The following is a 12,718-nucleotide window of genomic DNA, read 5'->3' as shown; positions in this document are numbered from 1 at the left end:
TATTTCAGGACGGGACATAATTAACAAATAAAAACTCGATACTATAGTACCGAGTTTTTTTTTATTAAGAAAGATTTTTATCCTCTACGTTTACGTTTTGATTCGAAACTACCAGAGTATTCTTGTGCCACACGGAAACCAATCCAGTTTGTTGCACTTGCTTGGTGTAAGTAACGTCTTTGTCCTGGATCTATCCAGTAAATAGGGTCTTTCCAAGAACCACCTTTTACAACACGTGTTTCATCAGAGATGTCAGAAGTACGTTTAGAAGAATCTTTTTCTAAGATTACTCGACCTTTTTCATCTACTCTAAATTTACGTTGAGGAGCGTTGTACATGTCTTCTGTTGCTTGATCAGCAGATTTACCTTCCTCAGTACGTGGTGATAAAGAAGAATTAGGGTCACCATCACGATAATTTGTTAAATCGTATTCTATTTGTTTTTTGTAAGCGCCTGGTAATCCTCTATAAACTAAACGTCCGTTGTCTAATGTATCATATTCAACATTTGTTTCGTCATATTTTTCAAAACCACCTGCGCCATTGTCAATTTTTGTTTTTAAAATATTTCCACGGTAGTAGTTGAAATCGTTTGCTTCTTCATCAATAATTGGACGATAAACATCAGAAACCCATTCAGCAACGTTTCCTAACATTCCGTAAAGACCAAAATCATTTGATGGATATTTACGCACATCACTTGTAATTGCAGAACCATCGTTTCCAAATCCTCCAATACCAGAGTAATCTCCACGTCCTTGTTTGAAGTTGTCTAAATATTGTCCTCTTTGAGCTCCTTTTGTAACTCTCAAGTTATTTTGAGCAACATCTTTTCCTTTGTATTCGTTGTATTCACGATTTCCAGGTAAAGCTAATGCTGCATATTCCCATTCAGCTTCTGTAGGTAAACGGAAGGGTTGTACTTCATCTGAACCAGTTGCACGATTTGCTTTTAAGATACGTGTATTTTGCGTTTTAATTTGATTCGCTTTCATAATTTTAGTCGAATCAATCGCTTCGTTTACATTTGTATCGCCTAACTTATATTGTTCAGCACTAAATGTTTTATTTCCGTAATTATACTCCTCGTTATTGTAATAATCTTTTGATAAGATTCCTTTGTTCATTAAAGATTTTTCAAGAGCACGGTCTGTTAACCAATCACAATAGTTAATGGCTTGTAACCAAGAAATACCAACTACTGGGTAATAGCTGAATTCTGGAGAAAATAAATAATTTTCTGTAGAGAAATCATCACGAGATAATTGATTGTTAAAAACCGTTTCATCTGGTAATGCTCCATTATAAATATCCTTGTATTGCGTGTCTTCTGGTGGGAAAACAACTTTCAACCAAGTTAAATATTCTCTATATTCGTAGTTTGTAACCTCAGTTTCACCCATAAAGAAAGATTTTACTTGCATACGAACAGGAGAATTATTCCAATCGTGTAACACGTCGTCTTTCGTAATTCCCATCGTAAAAGATCCACCTTCGATGAAAACCATTCCAGGCCAAGCTTTGATGTTTTCTTTCTTTTTACCTGAAAAAAACCAACCTTTACTATCGTTTGGTTTCCATCCTGTACGGCTTGTGAAATTTTTTGTTCCACCTCCTTTTTTCTTTCCTGAACTGCTTGCACAACCCATGAACACACTCATAGTTACAGCTGCAAGGGCAAGAGAAAAAATACGTCCTTTATTCATTTTCATAGAATATTTCTGGTTTTCGAAAATTAAATTTAATGCAAATAAAAGCATTTGACATTAATCTTACAACGAAAAAATGCTTTATTTCTTGTATCAAACGTAAGAATTATTTTTTTATTTTACGATTGAAAATATATTTGTCAAAATAGCGTTATTCAGACATGAAGAAATATTTTATTTTAGTTGCAACTTTGCTTCAATTTCCTCAATTATTTAGTCAAAATTACAAAATAAATTGGGAGAATAATCAAACAATTTCTTTAACGAATGGAAATAAGGTAAATGTGCCGTTTTTTTCGAATAAAGATAATTATTTTGTTGGAGGATATTTTCTTCCAGAATTTGTCGTTGAGTTAAATTCTACAAATCAAGAAGTTGAATTATCAAATGTGCAATTTAGAGAAGTACAGGATGAATTGGCCGATTTGAATACGTCTTCGATTACAGATAAAATTAATTTTTCTTCATATAATATTATTGATAAAAATGGTCAGCAAAAACTAATTTTTAAAGTTGTACCATTTGTCAAACAAAATGATAAGATTTTAAAAATAGAATCTTTCTCAATTGTACCGAAATCAATTCAATCTCGAAAAACATCTTCTCGAAAATTAATTGATAATTCGACTACAAGTGTTTTGAAAACGGGAGATTGGTACAAAATAAAAGTCTCGAAAGATGGAGTTTTTAAATTAGATAAAAGTTTCTTTACTAAAAATGGAATTCCGACCAATTTTAACCCAAAATCGCTAAAAATCTATGGAAATGGAGAAGGGCGTTTGATGGAGAATTTAACGGAAGATAGAACTGGAGCTTTGAATGAAATTCCAATAAAATTTGTTGGAGGTGAAGATGGAAGTTTTGATAGTAATGATTACGCGTTGTTTTATGCGAAAGGTCCGCATCAGTGGTACAGAAATAATACGACAACGTTGAAAGATGCAAAAGTTCGCTATAATTTGTATGATGATTTTGCTTATTATTTTATCAGTTTTAATGGAGAAGATGGCAAAAGAGTAGGAGAACAGGCGCTTACAGCAAGTCCTATAAAAACTTTTTCTACTTTTGATAATTTACAATTTCATGAAAAAGATTCGATTAACTTAAATGGTCTTGGGCAAATTTGGGTTGGAGAAAATATTGGTTTAAATGGAGGTTTCAAGAAAACGTTCAAAGCGAATGCTGTAAATGGTGGAGAAGCATATTTGCGTTATGCGGTGGTTGGAAAAAATGCAAACAATACATCATATAGCGTTAATTTAAATGGACAAACTTTTACTCATTCTTTAGGAAACTCTTTATTTGATAGAAATATTCAAGATAAAACAGTTTCATTAGGTTCAAATTCTATCGATATTGCGGTTTCTTCTAGCGGAACCAATCCTTCTGGATTAGCTTATTTGGATTATTTACAATTGCGTTTCAAAGATGGTTTAACATATAGCAATGAGCAATTCACTTTTCAGTTTTTAGAAGATATTAATAATGGAAGTGTGAATGCTTTTTCATTGAATAATGCTGCAAATGTTTCTGTTTGGAATGTTTCTGATATTCATTTAATTTCTTCAATTGTTCCGCAAAGTAATTTGTATAAGTTTAGCACAAATCATCTGAATCAGTTTGTCGCATTCAAGGATGAAAATGCTTTTACAGATGCAAAATATGTAGGGAAAGTAGCAAATCAAGATATTCGTAGTTTAACCGATATTAATTATATAATTGTCACGCATCCAAAATATTTGGATCAAGCTACTCGCTTGGCGAATTTTAGAAAAGAACATGATAAGATAAATGTTGCAGTTGTAACAACGGAACAAGTTTACAACGATTTTTCTTCTGGAAGTCAAGATCCTATTGCGATTCGTGATTTCTTTAAATTCTTAAAAGATAGATCAAGTCCAAATTTAGAATATGGTGTTTTGTTTGGAGCAACAACCTATGATCCAAAAAATAGAGTAAAGGATTTTACAAATTATCTTCCAACTTTTACAGACGAACCTTCTCTTGATATTGATGGTGCGATTGCAACGGATGATTATTTTGCAATGTTAAATGATAATGTAAAAATGTTATCGAATAGCGTAGACGGAATTTATAGTTACGATGCCAATTGGTTTGAAATAGCTGTAGGACGAATTTCTGCTTCTAATTCTACTGAGGCAAAGATTTTGGTTGATAAAATAGTTTCATATTACGATAAAGTTCAAGGAAAAGGGACTTCCTATGGCGATTGGCGAACAAAAATTGTTGCAGTTACTGATAATGATAATAATGTAAATACTCCAGGCTTAAATGCCAAAATTGATACTGAATTTTCTAAACCTGAGAATCAAATTTATACGATTAATAAAATATATTCGGGAGCTCATCAACCTGAAAGTACTTCTGCCGGAGTTAGATATCCAACCGTAAATCAAGCAATTTTGAATGGAATCGAGTTAGGTTCAAACTTCTTGATGTATTACGGTCATGGAGGTCCTCGTAGTTGGGCACAAGAGCGAATTATTACAGCAGAAGAATTAACAAATTTATCCAATTTTAATGCAGCTTATTCACGTTTACCTATCGTAACAACTGTGACTTGTGATTTTACAATTTGGGATTTACCGCAATATAATTCTGCCGGAGAAGCTATGTTGAAAAACGCAAATGGAGGAGCCTTGTCTATGATAACAACCAATCGTCCAATTGGAACAGGTTACGGAGATTCGATGAATAATTTTTTGATCGAACAGTTTTTCAAGAAAGTTGGAATAGAAAATCAAACAATTGGTAAAGCGCTTAATGAAGCAAAATTAAATTATTCTCCAAAACATCAAAATAACAAAAGTGTAAGTATTCTTGGAGATCCGATGTTAGTAATTCATCGTCCACAACAAGATATTGAAATATTAAGCATCAAAAATAAAAAAGATGTAGATGCCCTTGCTGGTGGTAAAATGCAAGCATTAGATTTTATAACGATTACAGGTAAAGTAAATCAATTATCTAATACTTCAATTGATAATAGTTTCAATGGGAAAATTGCGATTAGTTTGTATGAAAAACCTGAAACGAAAACCATTTTATCGGAGTCTGATTGGGCTGGAAAAACTTTCGAAACAGAAAATAAAACAATTTATAAAGGAATAGGAAAAGTAGAAAAAGGTGAATTTACGATTCAATTTTATGTTCCGAAAGATATTAATTATGAATTAGGAAATCGTAAAATAAAATTTTATGCTTGGGATGAGAAAGATGGTAAAGACGCATCGACTTTAAAAACAATTACGATTGAAGGAATTAACGAAGAAGGATTGAATGATGATGAACGTCCGCAAGGAAAATTATATATGAATAACCTTCATTTTGCGAATGGAGGAATTACAGATCGTTCGCCTTATTTGGTTGGTTGTTTAACTGATAATTCAGGTATTAATGCAACTGGATCGAGTATTGGACACGATATTGTTGCAACGCTTGATGGAAAAGTGCAAGATGCTTATGTGTTGAATGAATATTATGATGGAGGTGATGCAAACCCATGTATCAATAAGAATTTTGAAGATTATCAGAAAGGACAAGTAATGTATCAATTGAAAAATCTTGAACTTGGTCAACATACTGTGAATTTAAAATTTTGGGATATCAACAATAATTCGAATACTGTAACGTTAGACTTTGTAGTAATGGAAAATGGAACAGGACAATTACATATTGATAAATTGTTAAACTGGCCAAATCCATTTACAAAGAATACGTTTTTCCATTTTGAACATAATTGTGATTCTGAGTTAGATGTAATGGTTCAGATATTTACAATTTCAGGAAAATTAGTCAAAACGATTCGTAAAACTGTTTCAGCAGAACCTTTTAGAGAAGGATATCGAACAGGTAAATATGCGATAGAATGGGATGGTTTGGATGATTTTGGCGATAAAATAGGAAAAGGTGTTTATATTTACAAGGTCAATGTGAAAGGTGTTGATGATACGGTTTGTAAAGGATCAGCCACCGCAGTTGAAAAACTTGTCATATTAAAATAATAAACAAAAAGAAAAAATATAATCAATAATATAACGAATGAAAAAAATTACAGCAAGTTTATTGATTTTAGCATCAGGATTTACTTTTGCTCAAAATAAAGATGAAGTTAATAATCCGATAATGACAGGAGCTCCATTTTTAAGAATTTCTCCAGATGCACGTGCAGGTGGTTTGGGAGATCAAGGAGTTGCAACTTCTGCGGATAATTATTCTCAATTTTGGAATGCGGCAAAGTATTCTTTTGCTCCTGATTATTCAGGTGTAGCCTTTTCATATACACCTTATATGGGATCTTTGGTGAATGATGTATTTTTATTGAATGCTACTTATTATACGTTTTTAGGTCAAGATGAACGTAGTACATTAGGAGCAAGTATCTATTATTTCAATATGGGCGAAATTCAGTTAAATAGACTTGGAGCAGGCGGTATTGATGGAAGCGATATAATTAATGACGGAGTAGCCAAACCAAATGAATTCTCAATCGATTTATCATATGGTTTACGTTTAACAGATAATTACTCGATGGCGGTGACAGGTCGTTTCATTCGTTCAGATTTATTCAATGGAGTAAGTGATGGTACAGTTCAACCAGCAAACACTTTTGCTGTAGATATTGCTGGATATTATCAATCAGAAACAATGAATACAAATAATTTTGAAGGAAAATTACGTGGAGGTTTCCAAATCTCTAATATTGGTCCAAAATTAGATTATTCAAACTCAGAAGATAATGCATCATATTTACCAACAACATTACGTTTAGGTGTTGGATATGATTTCAAATTTGATGATTACAATAAAGTTGGTATTACAACAGAATTTTCTAAATTGTTAGTTCCTACACCTCAATATGAATATGATGAAGAAGGGAATGTAACGAATCGTTATATACCTAATAAAGGTGTAATGTCTGGAATTTTCAGTTCATTTGGAGATGCTCCAGGGGGAGGAAAAGAGGAGTTAAAAGAAATTATGTATTCTGTTGGTGCAGAGTACTCTTATAATGATGCTTTGTTTATCCGTGCCGGTTATTTTCACGAAAGTCCAATGAAAGGTGATCGTCAACATTTGACATTAGGTTTAGGGCTAAAATACAATGCGTTTGCTTTTAATGCTTCTTACTTAATTCCAATGTCAGATACAAACAATGCTTTAGAAAACACATTACGTTTCGGTATTGCTTGGAATTTTGGAGGAGAAACACAAAATAGTTACGATTACTAGAAATCGTTAAGATTAAGTTATAATTGGCTAACCTTTTGGTTAGCCTTTTTTTATTTATTAACTTAAATCAAGTTTTAAATTAATAGTTAAAACTAATTTTACATCAATTAAAAAACTAAACTAATTATGTCTAACGTTGGATTAATTTTAGAAGAAAAAGCTGCTGATATAGGAAATTTTTTGGTTGGTAGATTATTACCATTTCGTCAAAAAAGACATGTCGGACCATTTGTATTTATCGATCATATGGGACCAACAAAAATGAAAGATTATCAAAATCTTGATGTAGGACCGCACCCACATATTGGTTTATCAACTTTGACTTATTTATTTGAAGGAGCGATTATGCATCGCGATAGTTTAGGAACTGAATTAGAAATTCAGCCTGGAGCTGTGAATTGGATGACTGCTGGTAAAGGTGTTGTACATTCTGAGCGAACTCCGGAATATCTACGTACAACAGAAAAAACATTACATGGTTTACAAATTTGGGTGGCTTTGCCAAAAGAATTAGAAAATATGGAGCCGAGTTTTGTTCATGTTGAAGCAGATAAATTACCAAATTGGTCGGACGAAAATGCTGATTATAGATTGATTGCTGGTAAGTTTGGTGAACATACTTCTGGCGTGCCTGTTTATTCCCCTTTATATTTTATTGAGATTAAAGCGAAAAATGATTTCAAAGTTTCTTTAGGTAAAGATTTGTATGGAGAATCTGCTTTGTATGTATTAGAAGGTTCTATCAAAGATGGAGGAGAGACATACGGAACAAAACAATTATTAGTTGCGAAAGAAGCTACTTTGTGTGAGTTCGAAATTACGGCTGGTTCTACCGTTTATATTTTTGGAGGAGAAGAATTACCGGAAGAACATTTTATCTTTTGGAATTTTGTAAGTTCTTCAAGAGAAACGATTGAAACGGCGAAGGAAAATTGGATTAATCATCGTTTTCCTAAAGTTCCTGGAGATGACGATTACGTTCCGATTCCGCAAGCTCAACAAAAATCTAAAATAAAAGAAAACGAAAAATAAATTGATAATGAGTGATATTAATGTAACATCAACTTCGACAGATAAAAATTATATTTCGAATATTAAAGCTGGGAAACACGAATTTAATGTAGATGAACCTTTAGATAAAGGAGGTTTGGATACAGCTGCAAAACCAAGCGAATTATTGGGAGCTGCATTGGCTTCTTGTACTTCGATTACATTGCAAATGTATATGAATCACAAAGAATTTGCTTACAAAAAAGTTGAGGTAGATGTCAATTTTGATATGATTACAACTGAGCCAATTACTTTTCAGCGTCATGTTATTATAGAAGGTGATTTCGATGAAAAACAACAAACAAGATTATTGAAAGTTGCAAATTCTTGTCCTGTACACAAAGTGTTAGAAAAAGGTCACGAAATAGAAACAACGATAGAGTTTTTTTTATCTTAATATTTTATTTAGCTAATCCTGGTTGGATATCCAGAAATTCCTTTAATAACAATTTTCGGATTACGTTTCAATAAAACAATTAATTGTCTTAATTTTTCTGCATTATAATCTTCATTAAACATATCATCGTGCATTAAAATTACCAAATGATTTTTTTCGAATGTTTTATTTTGATCCAAACGATGTACAATTCCTTCGTAAATTTTTTCAGGCGAAGAAAGCTGATGATTGACAGATTTTTTTCCACTTCTTTCCCATTCATAATCCCAACCATAGATATAGTATTGATTTTTAGCCAATAAATCAGCTGCTGGAATTGCATTTTTTACTGGATCGTCTTTTTTGCGTTTGTTCAAACGCCATGTATTACGTGCAGGTAAACGAACCCAACGAGAATGTATGTCTAATACCACCTCATTTTTGCGAATATCTTCATAAACATTTTCTGGAACACTGTAAAAAGCTTTGTATTTGTTACGCGCATGCGAAAAAGTATGGTTAGCAATTTCTACATTTGGATTGGCTTTATAATCTTCTACATGTTGTTTCAAATCTTTCGTAAAAGCATTAAAACCAACTAAGAAAACCGTTCCTTTTACATTTTCTTCGGTTAATATTTTATTGATATTTTTACTTCCATTATATGGACCATCGTCAAAAGTTAGGTAAACATATTGTTTTGTCGAATCAATAGGATTTTTCCTTTCTTCTTTTGCAATAGTATCTAATTTCAAAACTGAAGAGTCAACTTTTACCGTATAAACAGAATCAACATCATTCTGCAAAATTTCTTTTGGTTCAGAAGAAGTTGTTGTTTGATTTTGAATAGGATTATTTTCGTTTTTACAAGAAAAAACAAAAAGTAAAGTTCCAATTGCAAGAAAGCTTTTTAGATGTTTGTTGATAGCTAACATTGATTGTTTAGGTTTTGTGCGAAATTAATAATTTAATCTGATTTGAAATGTTAAATGATTGATGTTATTTGTCAGATTATTAAGTGTTTACGGTTTTTAATTGTTGTAAATATTGCTTAATAACTTGAATTACACCATCTTCATCGTTAGAAGGCGCTTTAAAATTTGCCACTTCTTTTACATTTGGATGCGCATTTTCCATTGCAAAACTATATTTTGCCAAATGTAACATCTCCAAATCATTCATAAAATCCCCAAAAACAATGATTTCTTCAGAAGAAATATCCAATTTATTCATCAAAGCTTGTAATGCAACTCCTTTGTTCGATTTTTTGTTCATTACATCTAACCATACTTCTCCAGAAACCACAACTTTTAATCCATATTTTTCAAAATCAACTAATTTTGGAAATACATTAAATTCTGTTCCATCAGCGTGATTTACTGCAATTTTAATGAATTGTTCATTTTCGATTTTAGTTAAATCATCAACCCAAATATTTTTGTCATAATAATTTTTAAAATATTCTAAAAAAGTTTCATCTTTCGATTCCACATAAGCTGCATTTTTACCAGCCAAAACAATATTTGCGCCTTCTATTTTACGCACTTCTTCTACGATTTCTTTTACAACAGACCAATCCAATTCGTCAACAAAAATTTCTTCACCTTTATAGGTAACATAGGTTCCGTTTTCAGCAATAATTGCCAATTCATCTTTTATATTTTCAAAATAAGAAATGATACTATAATATTGACGACCACTTGCAGGTACAAATGTGATGTTGTTTTCTTTTAATTCTTCGTAAATTTTATTGAATTCTGGACTTAACGAATGATTAGAACGTAACAGAGTTCCGTCCATATCTGTCACGATTAATTTTATATTTTGCATTGATTTTTCTTAAATAAAAAGGTCTCATAATTGAGACCTCAAAGTTAGTTATAAATTTTTGGTTTGTTCTTCTTCGTTGTTCACGTGCTTAGAATTTTATAAAAAAATAAGAAAATTGTTCAATAGTGTAACTTTTTCTCCATGATATTATCGAGTAGTTTAAGTATTATTCAATATAAGTTTGTGTAGAGGAGTGACAAAAAAGAAGTTAATGTAAAGAAACACCTAAAAAAGCTAATCAAAAAGAGTATAAACCACAATTTTATGCGTTCAAAAAATATAGAAAAAGAATCGAAACCTTATTCTCTCAGCTCTGTGATCAGTTTATGATTAGACCGAAATTGTGCCAAAACTTTCGGTGGTTTTAAAACCATAATTTTAGCCAAAATTACAACTTTAACCACTATTCAATATCTAAATAATTTATGTTTAATAGAAATAGAAATAGTAATAAGCTAAAAATTAATCTTGTCGAATAATGCTCGATGGGTATTAAATAATGTTTGTTTACATGTTATAATGTTATTTTATAATTTATGAACCCGTTTTAATTTTATCAATAAACCTGTCATTTCGAGTGGAATTCTGAAAGAATTTTGTATCGAGAAAAAGGTTTTTGAAGATAAAATTCTATTCTTGATACAATTTTTTTCAGCCTATCCTGAGTTTATCAAAGGGTTCAACAGGCTTTATAAGTCCTTTTTTTATTGGTCAATCTTAAAACATTCATTATTTAGTAGAATAACATTTGTTTCGTTTAGCTCTTTTCTATTTTGCCCTATAAAATTTTTTAATTTTTCGGCAGTGTCCACAAGTTCAAGGCAAACTGGATTTTTTTTAGATGGAATTTCTGAAATATTGAAACTTATCTTATCGTTGTCTAAATAACCAGCTTTTGCAATAAAAATATTGGCTTGTTCAATATTCATTTCTTTCGCTTTCTTTAAAAGTAATTGTCCCAAATTGTTGCTCCAAAGTCGTTGCCAAAAAGATTGTCCTTTGACTGTTTGTCCGTAGCCAAAATAAATTCTCATTACGTTTATATTGTTTGTATTCATATTCACAATTTTAAAGTTCATTTAATCTTTTTCCTTCGTGGTTCGAAAATCTTTTGTGCTTTGGTTCGCCAACCATTTGTTTGTTGTAAATGCTGTTATGTCCTGAAACTAAATATGCAACTACACAAGCAATTGCAACATACACTCCGCAATCAGCACCAAAAAGTTCAATTGCCATAATGCTACAAGCTAATGGCGTATTCGTTGCTCCTGCAAAAACGGCAACAAATCCCATTCCTGCTAAAAGTGCTGTTGGCAATGGAATGAAATAACTTAATGCGTTACCTAAAGTTGCCCCAATGAAAAACAGTGGAGTAACTTCTCCACCTTTAAAACTTGCTGCCAATGTGATGATGGTAAAAATCATTTTCAAGGCAAAATCATACATAGGTAATTGTTCTTCAAAGGACTGAACAATTGTAGGAATACCTAAGCCAATGTATTTTGTTGTGCCTATTGCCCAAACTGCAAGAGCAACAATAACACCGCCTATCAAAGGTCGGAAAGGTGGATACTCAATTTTTGATTTGAAAATAGAACTTGCCTTATGTATTGTTTTACTAAATGTTGCTGAGCATAATCCAAAAATAATTCCTGCAATGATTGCGTAAATGATATTTAAAAAAGAGATGTCGGGAACAAAATTGATGTAGTAATGAGTATGGTGTGTTTGCCAAAGTTTCGTAACTAAGTCTGCGAAAATAGCGGCTGCAAATGCGGGAAAAATAGCATCGTATTTTAATCGTCCGATTAAAAACACTTCTAAACCGAAAATTGCACCTGCCAATGGTGTACCAAATACAGACCCAAAACCTGCGGAAATGGCTGAAATGATTAAAATTTTTCGCTCGCTTTCAGAAAGTCGGAAAGGTTTACTGAATTGGTCGGCAATTGCACCCGCCATTTGTAGAGCTGTTCCCTCACGCCCTGCCGAACCACCGAATAAATGTGTTACCACGGTTCCGATATAAACAAACGGAGCCATACGGAAGGGAATAATTTGTTTAGGGTCGTGAATGGTATCAAGAAGTAAATTGTTTCCTGGTTCAATGTCTTTGCCCAAATAATAATAAAGTAAGCCAATGAAAAAACCACCAATAGGCAACAATGCAATTAACCATAAATGATTTTCCCGATAATTCGTAACCCAATCCAATGATTGAAGAAAACCTGCGGAAGCACTACCAACACAAAGTCCGATAAATAAGCAAATGAATGTCCATTTGAGGATGTAAGGAATAGTTGGATAACGTCTAAACAACGACCAAAGTTGTAAATTGATTTTTTTGCTGAATGATTTTTTTTGTTTTGTCTGCATAAACTACCTGATTAAATGTTAAACACTTAACTTAATCAGGCGTCATCAGCTTTTTTTATAGCGGTTGGGTAAGGAAGAACACCATTTCCTTTTTCGTCTGCTACTGTGGGTACGTCATATCCTC

9 protein-coding genes, 1 pseudogene and 1 riboswitch are annotated in these 12,718 nt (G+C 32.1%); of the genes and pseudogenes, 5 read left to right on the top strand and 5 right to left on the bottom strand.

Going from position 1 to position 12,718, the window contains the following annotated elements; translation table 11 throughout:
- Positions 1-77 precede the first annotated feature (77 nt).
- Positions 78-1,706, bottom strand: a complete 1,629-nt coding sequence (gene gldJ / locus B3M86_RS03585) for a gliding motility lipoprotein GldJ (protein WP_291075959.1) — start codon at positions 1,704-1,706, stop codon at positions 78-80.
- Between the two features lie 164 nt (positions 1,707-1,870).
- On the opposite strand from gldJ, the gene porU reads away from it, so the two are divergent.
- The 4 genes from porU (at position 1,871) to B3M86_RS03565 (ending at position 8,409) form a co-directional block, all read left to right on the top strand.
- Entirely contained in the window at positions 1,871-5,734 is a 3,864-nt protein-coding gene (porU, locus tag B3M86_RS03580) for a type IX secretion system sortase PorU (protein WP_291048908.1), read from the top strand.
- 37 nt (positions 5,735-5,771) lie between these two features.
- Positions 5,772-6,962, top strand: a complete 1,191-nt coding sequence (porV, locus tag B3M86_RS03575) for a type IX secretion system outer membrane channel protein PorV (protein ID WP_286495786.1) — start codon at positions 5,772-5,774, stop codon at positions 6,960-6,962.
- Between the two features lie 126 nt (positions 6,963-7,088).
- Positions 7,089-7,994 (top strand): pirin family protein, encoded by a 906-nt coding sequence (locus B3M86_RS03570; protein ID WP_291048904.1) that lies wholly within the window; start codon positions 7,089-7,091, stop codon positions 7,992-7,994.
- 7 nt (positions 7,995-8,001) lie between these two features.
- On the top strand, positions 8,002-8,409 hold the full coding sequence (locus tag B3M86_RS03565; protein WP_291075957.1) for an OsmC family protein: 408 nt from the start codon (positions 8,002-8,004) through the stop codon (positions 8,407-8,409).
- 8 nt (positions 8,410-8,417) lie between these two features.
- Here B3M86_RS03565 and B3M86_RS03560 read toward each other — a convergent pair whose 3' ends face one another.
- A complete protein-coding gene (locus B3M86_RS03560; RefSeq protein ID WP_221855957.1) occupies positions 8,418-9,323 on the bottom strand; it encodes a polysaccharide deacetylase family protein in 906 nt (301 codons plus the stop codon).
- 79 nt (positions 9,324-9,402) lie between these two features.
- Positions 9,403-10,218 carry an HAD family hydrolase gene (locus tag B3M86_RS03555; RefSeq protein ID WP_286495788.1) on the bottom strand — a complete coding sequence of 272 codons (816 nt, stop codon included), beginning with the start codon at positions 10,216-10,218 and terminating at the stop codon, positions 9,403-9,405.
- Between the two features lie 218 nt (positions 10,219-10,436).
- On the opposite strand from B3M86_RS03555, the pseudogene B3M86_RS03550 reads away from it, so the two are divergent.
- Positions 10,437-10,697 (top strand): annotated as a pseudogene (locus B3M86_RS03550) (transposase); the annotation flags it as partial.
- Between the two features lie 225 nt (positions 10,698-10,922).
- Here B3M86_RS03550 and B3M86_RS03545 read toward each other — a convergent pair.
- Together B3M86_RS03545 and B3M86_RS03540 are read right to left on the bottom strand one after the other, a co-directional pair.
- Positions 10,923-11,252 (bottom strand): DUF190 domain-containing protein, encoded by a 330-nt coding sequence (locus B3M86_RS03545; RefSeq protein WP_291078969.1) that lies wholly within the window; start codon positions 11,250-11,252, stop codon positions 10,923-10,925.
- Between the two features lie 34 nt (positions 11,253-11,286).
- Positions 11,287-12,594, bottom strand: coding sequence for a voltage-gated chloride channel family protein (locus tag B3M86_RS03540; protein WP_291067494.1), 1,308 nt, complete (start codon positions 12,592-12,594; stop codon positions 11,287-11,289).
- Positions 12,595-12,623: 29 nt separating this feature from the next.
- Positions 12,624-12,692: riboswitch (Fluoride riboswitch) on the bottom strand.
- Between the last annotated feature and the right edge of the window lie 26 nt (positions 12,693-12,718).

Origin of the sequence: Empedobacter sp. UBA6305 (assembly GCF_002440405.1) — a bacterium.
GTDB classification, from domain to species: Bacteria; Bacteroidota; Bacteroidia; order Flavobacteriales; family Weeksellaceae; genus Empedobacter; species Empedobacter falsenii_B.
Note: the sequence above shows the minus strand (reverse complement) of the source record. Positions and strands in the feature narration are given on the sequence as shown.

Coding starts and splice junctions, on each gene's coding strand:
- porU (WP_291048908.1), top strand. CDS start 1,871: ATGAAGAAATATTTTATTTTAGTTGCAACTTTGCTTCAATTTCCTCAA.
- B3M86_RS03540 (WP_291067494.1), bottom strand. CDS start 12,594: ATGCAGACAAAACAAAAAAAATCATTCAGCAAAAAAATCAATTTACAA.
- gldJ (WP_291075959.1), bottom strand. CDS start 1,706: ATGAATAAAGGACGTATTTTTTCTCTTGCCCTTGCAGCTGTAACTATG.
- B3M86_RS03555 (WP_286495788.1), bottom strand. CDS start 10,218: ATGCAAAATATAAAATTAATCGTGACAGATATGGACGGAACTCTGTTA.
- B3M86_RS03560 (WP_221855957.1), bottom strand. CDS start 9,323: ATGTTAGCTATCAACAAACATCTAAAAAGCTTTCTTGCAATTGGAACT.
- porV (WP_286495786.1), top strand. CDS start 5,772: ATGAAAAAAATTACAGCAAGTTTATTGATTTTAGCATCAGGATTTACT.
- B3M86_RS03570 (WP_291048904.1), top strand. CDS start 7,089: ATGTCTAACGTTGGATTAATTTTAGAAGAAAAAGCTGCTGATATAGGA.
- B3M86_RS03545 (WP_291078969.1), bottom strand. CDS start 11,252: ATGAGAATTTATTTTGGCTACGGACAAACAGTCAAAGGACAATCTTTT.
- B3M86_RS03565 (WP_291075957.1), top strand. CDS start 8,002: ATGAGTGATATTAATGTAACATCAACTTCGACAGATAAAAATTATATT.